16 protein-coding genes are annotated in these 17149 nt (G+C 45.6%); 1 reads left to right on the forward strand and 15 read right to left on the reverse strand.

What is annotated here, in order from left to right; translation table 11 throughout:
- Positions 1 to 664: 664 nt before the first annotated feature.
- The 8 genes from NE665_RS07680 to NE665_RS07715 all read right to left on the reverse strand — a co-directional run bounded on the left by NE665_RS07680 (position 665) and on the right by NE665_RS07715 (position 7292).
- On the reverse strand, positions 665 to 1714 hold the full coding sequence (locus tag NE665_RS07680; protein ID WP_117442562.1) for a mannitol-1-phosphate 5-dehydrogenase: 1050 nt from the start codon (positions 1712 to 1714) through the stop codon (positions 665 to 667).
- Positions 1707 to 2885 carry a mannitol-1-phosphate 5-dehydrogenase gene (locus tag NE665_RS07685; protein ID WP_117442561.1) on the reverse strand — a complete coding sequence of 393 codons (1179 nt, stop codon included), beginning with the start codon at positions 2883 to 2885 and terminating at the stop codon, positions 1707 to 1709. Before NE665_RS07685 ends, NE665_RS07680 begins: the two co-directional genes overlap by 8 nt.
- Before the next feature lie 229 nt (positions 2886 to 3114).
- Positions 3115 to 3762 (reverse strand): bifunctional 4-hydroxy-2-oxoglutarate aldolase/2-dehydro-3-deoxy-phosphogluconate aldolase, encoded by a 648-nt coding sequence (locus tag NE665_RS07690; RefSeq protein WP_117442560.1) that lies wholly within the window; start codon positions 3760 to 3762, stop codon positions 3115 to 3117.
- A 61-nt stretch (positions 3763 to 3823) separates the two neighbouring features.
- Positions 3824 to 4297: a PTS sugar transporter subunit IIB gene (locus NE665_RS07695; RefSeq protein ID WP_118654617.1), complete on the reverse strand. Its 474-nt coding sequence runs from the start codon at positions 4295 to 4297 to the stop codon at positions 3824 to 3826.
- A 15-nt stretch (positions 4298 to 4312) separates the two neighbouring features.
- Positions 4313 to 5242: a phosphoglycerate dehydrogenase gene (locus NE665_RS07700; RefSeq protein ID WP_117442558.1), complete on the reverse strand. Its 930-nt coding sequence runs from the start codon at positions 5240 to 5242 to the stop codon at positions 4313 to 4315.
- A gap of 13 nt (positions 5243 to 5255) precedes the next feature.
- Entirely contained in the window at positions 5256 to 6083 is an 828-nt protein-coding gene (locus NE665_RS07705; protein ID WP_117442557.1) for a PTS system mannose/fructose/sorbose family transporter subunit IID, read from the reverse strand.
- On the reverse strand, positions 6080 to 6847 hold the full coding sequence (locus tag NE665_RS07710; protein WP_002607261.1) for a PTS sugar transporter subunit IIC: 768 nt from the start codon (positions 6845 to 6847) through the stop codon (positions 6080 to 6082). The genes NE665_RS07705 and NE665_RS07710 overlap by 4 nt, the downstream gene beginning before the upstream one ends.
- Positions 6848 to 6872: 25 nt before the next feature.
- Positions 6873 to 7292, reverse strand: a complete 420-nt coding sequence (locus tag NE665_RS07715; protein WP_117442556.1) for a PTS sugar transporter subunit IIA — start codon at positions 7290 to 7292, stop codon at positions 6873 to 6875.
- Between the two features lie 337 nt (positions 7293 to 7629).
- Between NE665_RS07715 and NE665_RS07720 the strand changes: the two genes are divergently transcribed.
- Positions 7630 to 10053, forward strand: a complete 2424-nt coding sequence (locus NE665_RS07720) for a PRD domain-containing protein (protein WP_117442555.1) — start codon at positions 7630 to 7632, stop codon at positions 10051 to 10053.
- A gap of 201 nt (positions 10054 to 10254) precedes the next feature.
- Here NE665_RS07720 and NE665_RS07725 read toward each other — a convergent pair whose 3' ends face one another.
- From NE665_RS07725 to NE665_RS07755, 7 genes are all read right to left on the reverse strand, one after another.
- On the reverse strand, positions 10255 to 10524 hold the full coding sequence (locus tag NE665_RS07725) for a type II toxin-antitoxin system Phd/YefM family antitoxin (protein WP_117442554.1): 270 nt from the start codon (positions 10522 to 10524) through the stop codon (positions 10255 to 10257).
- A gap of 70 nt (positions 10525 to 10594) precedes the next feature.
- Positions 10595 to 11299 carry a 6-phosphogluconolactonase gene (locus NE665_RS07730; protein WP_117442553.1) on the reverse strand — a complete coding sequence of 235 codons (705 nt, stop codon included), beginning with the start codon at positions 11297 to 11299 and terminating at the stop codon, positions 10595 to 10597.
- A 67-nt stretch (positions 11300 to 11366) separates the two neighbouring features.
- On the reverse strand, positions 11367 to 12164 hold the full coding sequence (gene agaD / locus NE665_RS07735; protein ID WP_117442552.1) for a PTS galactosamine transporter subunit IID: 798 nt from the start codon (positions 12162 to 12164) through the stop codon (positions 11367 to 11369).
- Positions 12151 to 12954: a PTS galactosamine transporter subunit IIC gene (gene agaC / locus NE665_RS07740; protein ID WP_002607254.1), complete on the reverse strand. Its 804-nt coding sequence runs from the start codon at positions 12952 to 12954 to the stop codon at positions 12151 to 12153. The genes agaD and agaC overlap by 14 nt, the downstream gene beginning before the upstream one ends.
- A gap of 28 nt (positions 12955 to 12982) precedes the next feature.
- Positions 12983 to 13450: a PTS galactosamine transporter subunit IIB gene (gene agaB / locus NE665_RS07745; RefSeq protein ID WP_117442551.1), complete on the reverse strand. Its 468-nt coding sequence runs from the start codon at positions 13448 to 13450 to the stop codon at positions 12983 to 12985.
- Between the two features lie 73 nt (positions 13451 to 13523).
- A complete protein-coding gene (locus tag NE665_RS07750) occupies positions 13524 to 16256 on the reverse strand; it encodes a sigma 54-interacting transcriptional regulator (protein ID WP_117442550.1) in 2733 nt (910 codons plus the stop codon).
- 56 nt (positions 16257 to 16312) lie between these two features.
- Positions 16313 to 16816 carry a PTS sugar transporter subunit IIB gene (locus tag NE665_RS07755; protein ID WP_117442549.1) on the reverse strand — a complete coding sequence of 168 codons (504 nt, stop codon included), beginning with the start codon at positions 16814 to 16816 and terminating at the stop codon, positions 16313 to 16315.
- Positions 16817 to 17149 lie beyond the last annotated feature (333 nt).

Here is a 17149-nt window from a genome sequence, read left to right on the forward strand (position 1 = left end):
GAAGTAGGATGAGAGCAGAGATATCCTGTCTGCACACCTTAGAAGCCTTTCCTACTTCGAAATCCGAAGGTCTGTAATATCAGACCCGTTTGATTCTTTACACAATTCAGCTTTACACCACATGCTATTTATAGTAAAGTTTAGCTAGAAAGAGACAAAGGAAACAGTGTCCTGCAGGGGACCTGTTTCCCGTTTATGAATAGGAGGTTGTGTGGACATGGTAGGTATGATTATAGATATTATGAAATTTCTTCTGCTGGTTTATATCGCATTGGAGCTGCGGGATATTTCTGCAAAGCTAAACAATAAGTAAGACTTCCTGCTTATCCAGCCGAAAAAAAGATAGCAGCTGTGAAAAACCTGTTCCTTACTACAGGTGTGCAATTTCTCTTTTACAGCTGTCTGATTTTCTGCACTGCTGAAATTGCAAAGCATTCCCAGCATGAAAAAAGAATTGTCATGAATAGGCTCTAGCTTGGAAATGGATAATTTATGTAGCTGAAAAAAGAAGAAAGAAAGCTCCTGTGATTAGGATTTTATTTCTTCTTTTTCAGTTTTTTTGTACGCTGATGCAAGTAAAGGCATGAATACACGATTCCATTTAAGTCCTTCGCTGTAGTGAACCGACAGTCTCCATAATGACAACGGATACCTTATAGCTATATCATTTACAGCAGCTATGCACCACCTGCTTCCACGCTTCGCACATCCCCTGTGTGTACAGCTCCACCAGCTTTTCCCTATCCTGCGAAAGCTCTTTTGTTTTCATGCCATATCGAAGTGCCGCTGCCAGAACCTCCAGCAGCTCCCTGCTGTATTCCCCCTGTTCCTGCATCAAAGACAACGGCTTGCGAATTCTTTCCTCCGGCTTCAGCTTCCTTTCCACATCACGAACATTGCGTGCCACGGTGTCTATGATATTTCGATTTTGAAACTTTTGAATCGCCATTTTAGAAAACTCCCTTTGTTCCTGCAAGGAAACCTTATAGACCGCAGTGATACAACGATTGATCACGTCTGCGATTCGCTCAATCTTCCCGCTAATTTCATCATCATTTGCAGCTTCGGCATAATCCGTGTATCCCTTTTCATAGCCCAGATAGGCTATACATGCACTGATACAGTTATATGTGTAAATCTTACGCTCCAGTAAATCGGAAAAATGTGTTTCCTGTACAAAGCCGTATAAGGAAAGCTCATGCCCCAGTGCAATGCTGTCATATGGAAGATGATCCAGATTTTCACTGAAGATATCCAGTGAATCACGCTGTCCCAGCGTTGTACAAAATATGACAGCTTCGCTCAGATGTATCCTAGGATCACTGCGCAATACAGCAAGCGGTGAGGATGGCTGTATTCCATTTTCCGCAACAAGGATGTCCAAAGAACGCCTGGCGCGCTGCTTTAATGCCGCCTGCAAAAAGGGCAGCAATTCTGCAACGTGATCGGCTCCGACACTGATAAAGATGCGATCTGAGCGTTCGATGGCTGTTATCGCACGCTCATCTGTTATCGTATACGCTGTGTAATTATCCACGTTCAGCGGTTCCCGCTCATTTCCGAAGCGAATCGTATACGAGGGATTGTGTTGCAGCTGCTGGATCAGGTGCTCATCCTGGTCTAAAAAAACGGTTTCTTCCTTTGACAGATACAGCAGACGATTGAGATATCCCCGTCCGCTTAATCCGGCTCCGATGATTACATTCTTACTCATGTCCCTTGACCAGCCCTTCCTTGCATATCCTGTCTACAGCCTTCAGCACCTCCTGATACAACGGCTCCTGCTCATTCAGTTCACATACCGTCCGCAATACAAAAGGAATCCCGTGCTCTCTTCGCATAGCTTTCAGCTTCCTTGCAGATGCATCACTTTCCTCATCAAAGAACAGTGCCTTTGCGATCGTTTCAATCATCACGCGGGGATAGATTCCATGGTTCAGCGCCATTCTTGCCGGTGCAATCAGCCGATCCTGCGCTCCCAGCTTGCGAAGCGGATCCCATCCATGTCGGATTACACGATCGACAATCGTCCAGTCTGTATATTTTGCTCTTGCCTTTTCCGAAAAGGCCTTCTGCTGTTGCGGATCGACATGCAGCTCTGCCACCAGCGTCTGATTGATTTCCTCATATACCTCATCCAGCAAGGCGGCAACCTCGGGACTGTTTGCGGCCTGTGCCAGCAGCTCATAGCCCGCCAGATAGCCATGATAGGCAATCACGGCGTTGCTTGTATTATTGGTATACATTTTCTGGGTTAGAAAATCTCCGAAGTTTTGCATCAGCTCCGTATCCTGAATCGCCGGAAGCTCTCCCTTGAAATGCTCGGCACTGATCGGTAGATACCAGTAATTCTGCACCCATACACCTGTTGCATCCTGCTTTGCTAGGGCATCACTTGGCTGTGTTGCAGAGCGCATAATGACTGCCTCATTCACACCGATATACTGATCGAACACCGTTTTCTTTTCTTCTGAGAGCTGTGTGGTGATTCCCTCATACAAAAATGCTCCTGCATTTCTCCAGTTCTCACAGGTCACAAAGTTAAACAGCTTTTTCGGTATGCCGTTTTCCTCATATATTCTTCCGATTTTCTCACCCAGTGACTTCAGATTTGCCCCACCTACGGAAACAAAGGCAATATCCGCCTCCATAAGAGCAGCGCCAATGCGTTTTTCATCGTCCAGCTGCACAGCCTGAAAGCCTGTAACATCGCTGTCCAATGAAGAATCTCCCAAAATATACACATGGTATTTTTGATCCTTATTCAAACGATCCACCAGCTGTTGATCAATATCCACAAACGTGATATCCGCCTTACTGAGATACAGCAGCTGCCCGATAAATCCACGGGCGATTTTCCCCGCACCAAATACAATAGCCTTCATTTTTAACTCCCTTCCCCGCACTTCGCGCACGGGCACAAATATTACATGAAAATTGTTTTACATCCTCTTTTTTATTATCAGCCAGATACTCCAGCACATTCTATCCTCCATATTACGCTTCACTGCCTACCTGCTTACTGCATATGCGAATCTTGTCACCTACAGCACAAGTAAACTGCATCTATTTCCCAAAAAGCCCCGCCACTGTCAGCTATGCGGCGGGGTTGGATTAGCAGGCTTTGGCAATATCGGTAAATATCCTTGCCCGGCGGGTCAGCTCCGCAAAGTTTCCTTCAGCGATAACGGTACGATCAATAAAGCGTCCGCTGATCCCTGCGGCACAGTATCCGGCATTCAGATAGTCTTTGAAGTTATCCTCATTTACACCGGCTGCCGCAAGAAATTTCACATGATTGATCGGCCCCTTGATATCCTTCAGATAGGATACTCCCAGCCATCCTGCAGGGAATATTTTCACAATATCCGCGCCGGCATGATGGGCCTGCAAAATCTCCGTGGATGTCATAGCGCCGGGAATGGATGTCAGTCCGGCTTTTTTTGTCGCCTGAATCACTTCCGTATTCACATCCGGTGACAGACAGAATTCTCCCCCTGCCTCCTTTGTCGCAAGCACATGCTCTACACAGGTTACTGTGCCGCTTCCCACCTTCATCTGTGGAAAATGCTCTTTGATTGTCCGTATTGCGCAGCATGTCTTCGCTATTGCATCGGGGTCTGCCTGATCAAAGGTTACCTCCACGATACGTATACCGCCCGCATACAATGCTTTGATTGTTTTTACCAGCTCTGCTTCATACAAGCCGCGGCAGATAACGACTACCTTGTGCCTTGCGATAAACTCTACAATTTCATTCATCCTGTTCCCTCCGGTATACGACCTGATCGCCTCTGATATGCGGCAGTATACCGTTTCCTTTCTATAAATATTTTGCGATATCCTCTTCCGGTTCTGTAACGATGACACGCAGGAACACGTTGATTCCCTTGTTTAACAGATTACGGAAGGCTTCCTTTTCCTCTTCACTGACAGAAATGTTTTTGAACATCGGCTTTCTTCCGGCCTTCGCGCCGATTCCTCCGACATTGATACTCTTCAGACGAACACCGGCATCGCTCAGCTCATCCAATACGACCGGTGTCTTTACAAGAATGATAATTTTCTCATGCGTTCCATCTTCATTCAAATATCCAATCGCATCCTTGACGCTCAATACCTTCAAACTGATTTTGCCGGGTACACTGGATTTCATAACCATCTGCAGGAAGGAATCCTTTGCGACTCCATCATCGATGATCAGCACCTCATTCGCCTCGGTATACTGAATCCATTGTGTCATGACCTGTCCGTGAATCAGACGATCATCAATTCTTGTCCAAACGATATTTTTCATATAAGGCTTCTCCTATTATTTTGTTACTCCAAAATACTCCATCAGATGATTCACGGCGGCATGTGACATGGTATTCACAGCCTCCACACTGACGGCAGCTGTATGCGGACTACAGACAACATTGTCCAATCCGATGAAATCCGGATTCATATGCGGCTCTTTATCGAAGACATCCGTTCCATAGCCATAGATGCGTTTTTGTCGCAATGCCTGAAGCATAGCCGTTTCATCAATGAGAGAAGCTCTCGCGGTATTGATGATGACAGCCTCCGGCTTCAACAGCGCCAATTCCCGTTCTGTGATGAAATGCGTTCCATCCGCATTGCCCGGCATATGCAGGGTGATGATATCCGCCTGCTTGAAAATCTCCTGAGGAGAAACAAGGCGGATCCCCTCCCTTTGACAGTATTCTTCATCCGCAAATATATCGTACCCTAGTATCCTACATTCAAATCCCTTTAAACGTTTTACAACCTGACGGCCGATTGCGCCCAGTCCGAATACTCCGACTGTCTTATGGCACAAATCCAGACCGGTTTCCTTTTTCCATGTTCCCTTTTGCAAGGAGGAATGCACATTGCATACATGGCGCAGGGTTGCCAGCATGAGGGCAATCGTATAATCTGCCACCGCCTCCGTATTACAGTTTTTCGTCACCGTTACAGCAATACCTCTTTTTTCAGCCTCCGCAGTATCAATGTTGTCAATTCCCACACCGTATCTGGATATGATTTTCAGCCTGTCAGCCTTATCCAGCACGCGTTTACTGACGATATCAGAGCCAAGTATGATTGCGTCCACACCGGGAACCTCGTTCATCATTTCTTCCTCGCTCATAATATGATGGTAGCGGTTATCAAGCAGCTCCCAGCCTAAATCCAGCATACGCTTACGCGGAGCTTCGTCAAATTTCCCAAAGCTGTTGGATGTAATCAGAACCTTCATATCCTGCACCTGCCTAGACGATTCCCAGCAGGCCACCGATGATTCCGATGGCAAACAGAATGAGCAGGACCTTGTTTACACTTACTTTTTTGTTCATCAGATAGAATGTCAGCATGACCATACCAAACGGAAGCAGATTATTTACAACCTTATCCAATATATCAGCTTGTACTGCCAGCTTGTTGTCACCCAGAGCGATTTCCGCAGTAGAGGTCAGCTTTACGGTTGTTGCGGCAAGTGCACCGATGGTGATCGAGCCCATAGCGGTTACCATTGTCATGATTTTTTCCATCTTCCCCCCGCTGAAGAATTCACCAACGAAATCGCGCCCCTTGTCATATGCCTTACGGTACAGCGTATAGCTGATGCCGAAGTTCAGTGCCAGCGTCACAAAGAAATAGAAGATTGGCCCCAGAAGATTTCCTTCCTGCCCAATGGAGATTGCGATGGAGCCGATGATGGGAATCAGCGTTCCCTGCCGCAGGGTATCTCCGATTCCTGCAAGCGGACCCATCAGGGAGGTCTTTACCGCACTGATCGCAAGCCCGTCGATTTCTGCACCACAGGCCTTTTCTTCCTCCATGGCAATCGTAAGACCAAGAATGACCGGTCCTACCAACGCGAATTCCGAGTTATAAAACTCCATATGACGCTGACATGCTTCCGCACGTTCCTCAGGGTCTGTATATAGTTTAGCGATAACATTCTTCATACCGGAGAAAAATCCGGGTGCCTGTAATCGTTCATAGCTGCAGCAGGCCTGCGCAAACACCTCAAACATGAAATAGGATGTATTCAGATCCTTGATTGTCAGCTTTCTTTCCGTCACCTGTTCACTCATTCCTCATTCCCTGCCTTTCCGAATTTCAATTCACCATAGAAGTAAGCAGCAATAGCCGCAAAAATAGATACCACCAGCATACTCAGTCCGGAGTATGTTTCCAGGAAGAATCCCAGTGTAAAGAAAATCAGGATTCCGTTTCTTGTATTCAGCATACGGATAATCATGGCAATACCGATAGCAGGAAGAATCCCACCGATTACACTCAGAATATGAAGCGGCTTTCCTGCCAGCATGTCCAGCAGTCCCTGTGTAGCCGGAGCACCAAAGTAAACCAGCAGCGCACAGGGAATCATGGTTACTGCATATCCGAACAGCTGTGTCGGCACCAGCTGCCAGAAGGCCATCTTTTTAATATCACCGGTAACTGCATACTTATCCATCTGGTGTACAAAATAGATGTTCACCGTTTGACGAAGCGTCCATACCATCGTTCCCATGACTCCAAGCGGAACTGCAATCGACATAGCAACCTGTGGTGTGGCATTGGCACTCAGCGCAAGTGCTGTCCCCACAACCCCGCCGATTCCGGGATCGGTTGGCAGCGTACCTCCCGCATTCACGAAGCCCAGATACAAGGTATTGATCGTAGCACCCATAATACAGCCTTCCACCGGCTTCCCAAGAATCAGTCCGACAATCGTCCCCGCACAGATTGGCTGGCGGATGGACACACTGCCCAGCCCGGTCAGCCAGGGAACCCCATTGTTTGTTAAATAGTAAAGCGTACCAATCAGAATGGCCTGAATAATTGAAATCTGCATAACTTATCTCCTTTCAGCAATCTGCTTATAACTGAAACTGATTTCTCAGATCCAGAATACTGTTCCCACCAACTTCTAATGCGTGCTGCTTCAGCTCTTCCAGCTTCCGAAAGGTCTTGCTCGTTGCCACCTCCAGAAGAATGGGAAGATTCACCCCGGTGATACATTCACAGCGAACGCTATCCTGCAGCTCGTGCATCGCTCTCGCTGCCGCATTGGACGGACTTCCTCCAAACAAATCCGTCAGGATCAAAACGCCGTCTCCCTGTGAGCACTCAGACAACCTGACTACCGCCTCCTTAATCGTATCCTTCAGATTGTCAACACTGTCTCCGTGATATAAACCATGGCTTTCGATCAGCGGAGCCTCTCCCATAATCAGCGCTGCACTTGACAACAGTGCCTGTGCCAGATCGCCATGTGTCACCAATAACACTGCAACCATATTTCTACCTCCTCATTTCATCAGCTGCCGGTTATTCGACAGTCGTTTTAACTTCGAGTGTATTGTATCACGCTGTTTTCGCCACACAAAATTCCCGTTTTTTTTACACATTAAATAAACTGTGTAAAGCAATATTTCTCGTATATATCAGCGGTTTCTTTTTATTTTTACAGGAAAAGTAACCGCTTTTCTTCCTATCTATACATATGTGCGTAGGTTTTTGCACAATCACAGCAGATAAAAAATACATTTTGATTAACAGTGTGTAAGCGTCCTGCCCATTTTACACCAAATACCGGATATTTTTGTTATAATGTCAAAAAGGAGGTAAGGCTATATGGATAAGAAAAAAGAAGAGGTGTATCAGCATCTGATCCATCATACAGCAAAGCAGCTGCAGCAGCATGGCAGTTTGGGAAGGGATGCTTTGAATATCAGTCTAGATCTGCAAATGGACCGCTCCAATGTGTCCAGACTATTGAATCAGCTGCATCATGAGGGAAGATTGATTAAAACGCAGGGACGCCCGACTCTGTTTTTTGCCAGAACACCACTGGAAAACGAGCATCCGGATGTACATATTCCCAGTGTCATTCCAAAGGGAAAGAGCATTCAAAGCTACCTGAAGGAGGAGCATGAGCAGAAAAGCGAACAGACACAGGCAGATGTATTCCGTCAATATCTCGCAAACCGCAATACAAGCAGTATGTTTGAGCCGATTCAACGGGCAAAATCCGCTTTGCTGTATCCACCGCAGGGATTGAATGTCCTCTTATACGGTGACCCCTGCGTTGGCAAGCTCAGCTTTGCGAAGACGATGTATGAATTCTGTCTGCATAAGAAAATCTTTTCTCATGGCTCGCGAATCGTTGTCTTTGACTGTCTGAATTATGCCGATCAGGAGCCGGAGGAAATTCTCAGCAAGCTGTATGGCTATTATGATGGCAGCCATCTGAAAAAGGGACTGCTGGAGGCAAGCAGAAACGGTATGCTCATTTTGAATCACATGGATCGCCTGTCCTTTTCCGCCCTGACCAGCCTGTACAACGCTATGATCAATCAATCCTATACGCCGCTGCATCTACCCTCCAAGGAATATCCGATTCGCTCCCTGATTGTGGGTATCTCCAACACGGAAAACATGATACTGAACCCAGATATCCGCCGCTGCTTCCCTATGCAGATACACATTCCCAGTCTGCGGGAGAAGTCCATTCAGGAAATGCTGGTTCTGACTATGCAATATTTCCAGCAGGAGGCTGCACATATTGACAAAACCATACGCATATCGAAGGGCGCACTCAGCTGCTTTGTCATGTCGGATTATTCCGGTAACCTGCCTCATCTGCACGCGGAAATCAAGCAGGCGTGTGCACATGCATTTCGCAGCTATCTGGAGCAGGAAGCACTGTTTGTCAGCATTGATTATGATGATATTTCCACACAGGTATTAACGGATATTTATGATGTGAATGAGCGCATGAGTGAGCTGGATAACATTCTGAATCTGTTTGCCGGTGAATATTTATTTTTCTCTGCGCTGAAGCAGAATCAGGAGCTGGAGCTGCTGTATGACCTCAATGACAGCACCAGCAAAAAGGACAGCTATCTGGAAAGTATTGATGATAAGCTGATCAATCTGTGTATTCAGGATATCAATGCGGCAATCGGTATCCATCTGAATACGATTCGTTCCGTTATGCTGAAGCAGGTTTATGATCTTTTGTATCCGATTCTTCAGAATAAACCGATTTGTAAAAATGAAAATCTGCTGTATGGCTTACTGCTGCATGTATCCAATTCCATCAGCCGCATTCGCAGCGGAAATCAGGAGCTTGGCTTTCGACGGGCAGAGTATCGCATTGCCAAGCAGGAGGATTATGACTGCGCACAAAGCATCGTTGCACACATTCATGCACATCAGGAGCTAAAGCTTCCTGCGGAGGAAACAGATTATATTGCCACCTATCTGTATCTTTCCTCACAATGGATTGACAGTAACTATATACAGCTGCTGATTATCAGTGTGGATAATGATACAGCAAAGGAGTATGCGGATTATTTGAACAGCCTGTCCTTCAAATCTGAAATCCACTTCCTCCGTCTGCATTCGCAGACCTCCCATGAAAAGAATTGCAGGCTGATTGCCGATACGATGCATTCGATCAATCGCGGGAAGGGTGTTGTGATTGCCACAGACAGCAGTGCAGTTACAGCAAGTGAAGCCATACTGAAAAAGCTGAGTGATGTCGCGTTTACCATCGTAGGTGATATCAGTGTAAAAACGCTGATGGCGATTGTGGAAAAGATGGAATCACTCGGCTCCACGTTAAGCTCCATCCAGTATTTCCGACAGGATCATACATCGGATGCGGCAAGTGTAAGTGAAACGGAAACACATGCACAGGAGCTGCTGAATGATATCACAAACAAGGTACTGTCTGAGTCACTGGTATTTCTGAATCCGCACAAGGTCTGTCAGTCTTTATTTAATGTATTGATCAATATTCTGCATGATTTGAATATTTCCTATACGGATGATTTGTTGATTAAGTTCATATTCCACAGTGGATTTATGATCGAGCGCTGCATACGAAAAGAGCCCCTGTCCTATCCAAAGGCCAGAGGCATCATCAATCAGTATGATCAGATGTATTATATAATGGAGAAGAATTTTGAGATCATCTCTGAAATTTTCAACGTGACGATTCCTTCTTCCGAAATGGCGATGATTATGGAGATATTCCTGCCATATATGTAGGATGTGTTTGCTTATTCTATCAAGCGTTCCATCATGAAAACAAGCAAGGTCAAACGAAAGGTGAACCTAAAAGCAGCGGTGAAAAAGCACCATGTAGGAATTGCGGCTCACTACTGCTGTATCCTAAGGACGTATGTGATGTGATGAAATATATGAACAAAAGGCTGCCGCCTTTACGAAAGACTATAAAAATAAATCCCCTTATAGGTCTTTATTTCCATCAACAGCTTTTCTGACATCGCCAAACACTCGTTCGTGCGAATATCGTTCCTCACTTGTTTCCGCAATACGATCAGCCTCATCCAGCTTGGTCTCTACAAAATCTGTAAGACCTGCATACCGTTCCAGACTCATAACCACCATTGTACCATAGCCGTTCTTTGTAAGGTAAACGGGTTCCCCACCATTTACAATCTCTTCAATTTCAGAGAATTTATTTCTCAAATCAGAAACAGGACGAATTTGTATCATATCAATCTACTCCTCTCTATTTTGTTATCATAATTTTATCATAACTTTATCATAATAACAATATAAAAAGTTATTTCTGTATGGTATCATCAACCAGTGTAACACAGTTCGGATGCAGCCATAGCAGAGATGCCGGCGTTGCGGTTGTTATTCTCTGACTCATAAATGCCTGATAAGCAGCTTCCTTTCGTTCACCGCAAACCAGCATAAGTATCTGCCTTGATGTAAAAATCCCCTGCAGTCCTATCGTCAAACCTCCCTTAGGCTCAAAGCCCTTTACCATATCGTGTGTTTTTGTTTTCTCATCCAGCTCTGCATAATGTGCGTTCAGTGTAAGGAAATCCGCAGGCTCATTCAATCCGAGATGTCCGTTCATTCCCAATCCGAGAATCATGACATCGATCGGATGTTCTGATAAAAATGCATCCATCCTATCCAGCTCCTGCTTGATATTGGCAGCATCGGATACAAATTCAACGACCGCTTTTGGCTGCATATACAGCTGATCCAGCAAATGCTCCTTGATAAAGGTTGTGCATGTACAGGCTGCCTGCGGCTCTACTCCATACCATTCATCCAGCTTTACGAATGTGATTTCGGACAAGTCGATTCGTTCCCTGTTCACCGCCTCACATACCAGCTCATACATCCGCGCCGGAGAACTTCCGGTTGCAAGACAAATTACTGCATCCGGTTTCTTACGCAGTGTATCCAGCAGCAAATCCGCAGCCTCTTTTGACATTGCTTCATAATTCTTTGTATGTATCAGTTTCATAACTACCTCCAATTTTTGAAAAAAGCTATCCGAAAGTCTTGTATGGATAGCTTTATTTTATCATATTTTAAACAAGTCCGACCCATGCTCCCAGAATGGAAAGCACAATAATGGATACAATCAGAACGATTGGATTCGCCTGTTTCTTTTTCAGCAGCCAGAACAGCAGCAGGGTAACACACATTGGCAAAAAGTTCGGGAAAATACGATCGAAGAACTCAGCCTGTACTGCAACCTCGATACCACCGTCTACCTTAATGACTGGCAGTAGGTTGATGGTAACATAGGAAGCAATCAGTGCACCGATTACGGTGATACCCAGAATTGTTGCGGAATTGGCGATCATATCAGAGTTCTCTGTAATGATATCAATAGAGCGTGTTCCAAGGGTATAGCCAAGACGGGTCCAGACTATACGCAGAATCCAGATAACCACATAGGTTGCAAAGAAAATAATCGGTCCCAGAACGGATCCCTGAGATGCAAAGGAACAGGAGATACCTGCAACGATTGGCAGAATTGTGAACCAGAAGATTGCATCACCGATACCGGCGATTGGTCCAAACAGAGCCAGCTTCAGACCCTTGATTGCATCACGGGTTCCTCCACCTTCCTCCAAGGACATCATCAAGCCCATCAGAAAGCCGACAAGATTTGGATGTGTGTTAATAAATTCCAGATTATCTGTCATCGCGGCAGACAGCTTTTCCTTATCGTCTCCGTATACCTTTTCCAGAGCAGGCAGCATTGCCCATGTAAATCCACAGGCCTGCATACGTTCATAGTTGAAGGATGCCTGCAGGAAGGAAGAACGTATACCAAGCATTGTAATATCATGTTTTGTTAATTTCTTAGATGCCGACATTCGTGTCACCTCCAGTTATCCCTGCGTTTTTCACAGCTTCTTCAATTTCGTCTTTTCTCTGTTTCACACCAAAGAAATCAATCAGTGCAAATACGGTACCAAGCAGCGCTACCGGCAGCAGGTTCGGCATTTCGCAGAAGCATGCCATCAGGAAGCCTGCGATAAAGTATGGTGTGTATTTTACCTTCATCATAACACGCAGCAGCATAGCGAATCCGACAGCCGGAAGAATTCCGCCGGCAACCTCAAGACCGTGTGTGATAACTGCAGGCAGTGCGTTTACGAAGTCTGCCATTGGCTGCTGTGCAACATAGGTACACAGGAATGCCAGAGCCCCATAGGTCAGTGAAATAATCGTCATGGTTGTGAAGTTGATGCGACGGATACCCTTAACATCAGCTTCAGCAGCACACTTGTCGGCTTTTCCCATAAAGAATGAGAATGCGGAATAATAGAACAGAATGACATACTGTCCCAGGAAAGAGAATGGCAGGCAAAGACCCAGTGCAGCTTTTGGATCACAGCCGGTTGTATACGCAAGTACCGTTCCCATCAGACCTGCGAATACAGGGTTTGGCGGCTGTGTTCCACCGGCCGGTGTCAATCCTGCGAATGCAAGCTCGATCAATGCTCCAACCTTCAGCCCCAAGGTAATATCACCCAAAATTAGTCCCGTCAGTGTCGATACGATCAACGGACGGAAGATAAAGAACGCTTCGAGGAAGAAATCAAGACCGACGATAATCGTCATAATGGTCAGTAGGATTCCCTGTAAAAGTGTAATCTCCATATTACTTTCATCTCCTTTTCAGTTTTGGCTATTCAATAGCGGATTTCGAATCACCCGGTACATCCTGTGCATACACATTGATGCCCTTTGATACCAGATACTTTAAATCATCCATGTCTTCATCATCGACATAGACCTTCTTTGTCATAGCGCGTTTCCCTTCGGAGAAATGCATGTTTCCCACATTTACCTCCTTCAGATCAACACCGGCCTCCACCAGACGGCGGACATCCTTCGGCGTACGGCATACGATAAAGATTTTCTGTTCCGGTGCTGCCTTGCCAATGATGGCTGCCGTTTTTTCAATACTGAAGAAACGAATTCCCACACCGGATGATTTTGCTGTGACACTCATCAGTGACTGCTGGATTCTGTCCTCAGCAGCAGTGTCATCCGCTACCACTATCAGATTGGCTCCCAGCGTCTTTGTCCATGTGACCCCAACTTGTCCATGTACCAGACGGTTGTCAATTCTTGTTAATAGAATATTCGGCATATATTCCACCTCCATTCACTTATTATCTAGCAAGAAACGTGCCAACTTTCTGTCGCAGCACGTTTCGCTTGATTTATTTAGGATTTTTAAAGTAATTCAGCACATAGAGTGCTTCGGGCGCCGGAAGTTCGACACTATATCTCATTTCCACGCCACTAAAGGCATCCTTGACCTTATCTACACGCTCCTTCTTTCCCTCCATAGCCTTTTCCATGCCTTCCACATGCTCGATTCCCTGTTTCAGAATCAGGCGTTCGATCAGACAGCTGATATGTACATACAGACCGACCTTGCGGGTCGCGTCCAGCTCCTCATTCAAATCCTCCTCCAGGTTTTCCACAATTTCCTCCACATCGTCGATAATCTTCTCCCCATTCAAAATGGTAAGATGATTCACGATATTGGACAGCGTGAAATTCTTCGTAATGTTCTGATTAAACGCCTCCAGATCCGCAGCCCCCAGATATCGCTGCATCAGCTGTTCCAGAACACCGATTTCATCGTTCATCATGACACTTTCAATCGCCATAAATGGAATACCGCTTACCTTGGGATCCAGCGTACCGACGATCAGCTCCACCTGATATCGGTTGAAAATAGAATCACGGTTTCCGTTTTCCACCAGCTGCTGGTAATTATAGGGGATGATTTCCAAATCGATTTTGCGTGGCAGGGAGCCCTCCAGCAGCTCACTGATTTTCTTTGCTGCACCAAAGCCGGTGGCACAGATGGACAGAATGGCAGACTTTTTCTTTCTGCTTTTCAGATAATGTGTGGAAAGCTGATGATGCTCCTTCACCAGCTGTAGTATTTCCTCCACACGCTTTCCCTGCATGATGTAGTTTCCAACCTCCAGTGCCATGGCGGTGGATACATTGTTGATCAGTGCAATATTATAATCGGACATCGGTTTAATTCTTGTATAGATTTCTTCCAGACTTCCCATATCCACCAAAAAAATCAGTTCGTGTATGGTTCCCTTGCGCTTCAGATAATCATCCGCCAGCTGCGCCACCTTATCGATGGTAATGTTGATTTCCATATCAATACCGTCAAACACATACTGCCCCAGCATACGATTCGCCGTATCCGCAATACTGCTTGCGGTAGAGTAGCCATGGCACAGGATCACGCCGACACAGGAGCTGACCTCTTCATTCTGATACCCTGCAAACGCGATAGCAATAATCACCAGCAGTAAATCATCCAGCTCCAAATCCAGATTCAGCCGTACATTTTCCACAATTTCCTCTGCAATGTGGAAGATTCTCGGCATTCGTTCCTGCACCTCCGCTACCAGCGCTTTTACCGTTTTCTGATGCGCACTGATCCACACATTGGCATCCGTTGCACATTTGGAATATTCAACAAGGATACGCGAATAGATTTTGATTTCGTTATTCGGTATATTGATGGAGTATTTATTCATGACGATGGAATAGATTTTATCCAGCAGCTTTAGCAGGTATGCCTCACTCGTATTCTTCTGATAGCGGTTATGGAACATGACATAGTCGATATAGCTTTGTATGAGAATCGCTGTTTTTTCCATATAGGCAGGAAAGGCATTTGTCGAGGTCTGATATCCCTCATACTGCGTGACCAGCTGACTGTACAGATGCAGCAGCGGGGATGCCTGATTCAGCGACCCCTTTAGCCGCTCGATTGGTATCATAGCCTCCTGCATGCCATGGGTGGAGGATTTCAGCTGCACGGAGGTCAGGGAAGGAAAGATATAATCCGGTAAATCGGCTACCTGTATTTTCAGCTTTGGCTCCCCCTGATGGACAAGGAAGGAATTTGCACAGGCTGCCTTGATTGCATTTTTCAATGCCCCGACATTGCCGATAAACTCAAAATCCATCAGACTCTGATAGGCGAGGTTGCTGATGAGGATTTCCTTGCCGAGACGTTTGCTTTCCTTTGTGAAGATCGTATAAATCAGCTCCCGCTTTTCAATCAGCGGACGATCCTTTAATGCTGGAACGGTGATTGTTATCGGTATTCTTCGCAGCAGAGTCTTCAACAGAACATTCTGCGGGTCCTCCGTTGTTGCGAAAACAAGACGGCATTTGGAATAATACCAGTTTTCATTGTCACCGACCTTATGATACATTCCCTTATCCATAAAGAAAAACAGCTTTTCCTGACATTCCGCCTTGAGGCAGTGCACCTCATCCAGAAATAAAAGTCCGCCATCTGCCAAAGAAATCAGCCCCGGGTTATCCTCATCCGCACCAGTATAGGCACCCTTCACATTTCCAAACAGATTGGTTGTCAACAGCTCCGGATTATTGGCATATTCCGAGCAGTTTACCGCTACGAATTTCTTGTTTTTTCCGATGATATTCTGATTCACCGCATATTCATACATCATTGCCGCAATCATACTTTTCCCCGTACCTGTCGGACCGTTGATGAGTATTGGAAGACCACCCGGATAGGATACTGCCGCCTTGCAATGCTCAACTACACTGGATAGAGAATTGTTACAGCCGATCAGCTGTTCAAAATCCTGGGCGTCACCTACCAGCTCCTGCTCAAACTGTTCAAAGGAATCAAAGCTGTATTTTGTAACGATACCGCTTCGTTTGTTTTCCACAACCTCGCGAACAAAAAAGTATACCGGACGGGAATTGATTTTGATCACATCCTTGGTTTTCACCTTCTCATTCAGATACTGGGATACCGTATTGCGACTGATATTCAGTGCATCTGCAATACTGGCTGCTGTAAATCGCGTGTGCTCCTCGATGGCATACTCCTCACAGCGTTTTTTCAATTCTTCAAAAACGATTTCCTTCATTGCGTTGCGCCTGCCTTTCCATTCTCTACATGCAAGTATACAAAAGCGAAGACCATTTACCTTCTCCGCTTCATTGTTTCATAATCAAGCTCACTGAACTTCTCAACAGCTGATCCGGGAACATCCTGATAAAATACCTCCGTCCCCTGTGAAATCATATAATTTATATCCTCAATATCCAGCTGTGTAAGATATACCTTTCGATTGAATGCAACTCTTCCCTTTTCATAATGCATATTACCGACATTAACGCGCTTTAGTTCAATTCCCGCTTCCACCAGCAGTCGTGCTTCGTGGGGGGATTGTACAACAACGAACAGCTTTTGATGACTTGTGTTGTCATTGTATGCCCGGATGAAGTCATTCACCGTATAAAAGCGGATTTGGCGGCTTGCGGCGGAGGCAACACTCTGCATCAGCTTCTGCGCAAAGCTGCTGGCAGCTGTCAGATTATCCACGACAACAATCGTGTCGATATTCAAGGTACTTCCCCATGTCAGACCAACCTGTCCATGGACAAGCCGGTTGTCAATTCTAGTCAATTCAATTCTTGCTTTCATATGAACCACCTCATTTCTTTCATTTTAACCCATTTTTCAAATAAATGATATCCTAAAAAAAATTATAATACAACCGCCGCTATAAATGCTGTAAATTCTTTACAGTAACGGGAAAGACCATCGTATCAAGACATCCGGTATTATGCACTGGAATCACTGCAGTCTGTGCCTGTGCCAGAACAGGGCTTTGCATAAAAAGCATATCTATAACAGAATATGATGTTTCCATAACCTGTTCCGGTATTCCTACTCACTTCTATTACTATTCTTTTTATTAGAATCCCCGGTTCAGGCAGCAGCCGTTATTTATCTAAGCGATGTATCTGCATATCC

The organism is Clostridium sp. DFI.1.208, from assembly GCF_024463855.1.
Taxonomy (GTDB): domain Bacteria; phylum Bacillota_I; class Bacilli_A; order Erysipelotrichales; family Erysipelotrichaceae; genus Clostridium_AQ.

Excerpts from the sequence above, each read along its gene's own strand:
- NE665_RS07715 (WP_117442556.1), bottom strand. The coding sequence starts at position 7,292 with ATGGTTGCAGTGTTATTGGTGACACATGGCGATCTGGCACAGGCACTG.
- NE665_RS07690 (WP_117442560.1), bottom strand. The coding sequence starts at position 3,762 with ATGAATGAAATTGTAGAGTTTATCGCAAGGCACAAGGTAGTCGTTATC.
- NE665_RS07730 (WP_117442553.1), bottom strand. The coding sequence starts at position 11,299 with ATGAAACTGATACATACAAAGAATTATGAAGCAATGTCAAAAGAGGCT.
- NE665_RS07705 (WP_117442557.1), bottom strand. The coding sequence starts at position 6,083 with ATGAGTGAACAGGTGACGGAAAGAAAGCTGACAATCAAGGATCTGAAT.
- NE665_RS07755 (WP_117442549.1), bottom strand. The coding sequence starts at position 16,816 with ATGAAAGCAAGAATTGAATTGACTAGAATTGACAACCGGCTTGTCCAT.
- NE665_RS07750 (WP_117442550.1), bottom strand. The coding sequence starts at position 16,256 with ATGAAGGAAATCGTTTTTGAAGAATTGAAAAAACGCTGTGAGGAGTAT.
- agaC (WP_002607254.1), bottom strand. The coding sequence starts at position 12,954 with ATGGAGATTACACTTTTACAGGGAATCCTACTGACCATTATGACGATT.
- NE665_RS07685 (WP_117442561.1), bottom strand. The coding sequence starts at position 2,885 with ATGAAGGCTATTGTATTTGGTGCGGGGAAAATCGCCCGTGGATTTATC.
- NE665_RS07720 (WP_117442555.1), top strand. The coding sequence starts at position 7,630 with ATGGATAAGAAAAAAGAAGAGGTGTATCAGCATCTGATCCATCATACA.
- NE665_RS07680 (WP_117442562.1), bottom strand. The coding sequence starts at position 1,714 with ATGAGTAAGAATGTAATCATCGGAGCCGGATTAAGCGGACGGGGATAT.
- NE665_RS07695 (WP_118654617.1), bottom strand. The coding sequence starts at position 4,297 with ATGAAAAATATCGTTTGGACAAGAATTGATGATCGTCTGATTCACGGA.
- NE665_RS07710 (WP_002607261.1), bottom strand. The coding sequence starts at position 6,847 with ATGCAGATTTCAATTATTCAGGCCATTCTGATTGGTACGCTTTACTAT.
- agaD (WP_117442552.1), bottom strand. The coding sequence starts at position 12,164 with ATGTCGGCATCTAAGAAATTAACAAAACATGATATTACAATGCTTGGT.
- NE665_RS07725 (WP_117442554.1), bottom strand. The coding sequence starts at position 10,524 with ATGATACAAATTCGTCCTGTTTCTGATTTGAGAAATAAATTCTCTGAA.
- agaB (WP_117442551.1), bottom strand. The coding sequence starts at position 13,450 with ATGCCGAATATTCTATTAACAAGAATTGACAACCGTCTGGTACATGGA.
- NE665_RS07700 (WP_117442558.1), bottom strand. The coding sequence starts at position 5,242 with ATGAAGGTTCTGATTACATCCAACAGCTTTGGGAAATTTGACGAAGCT.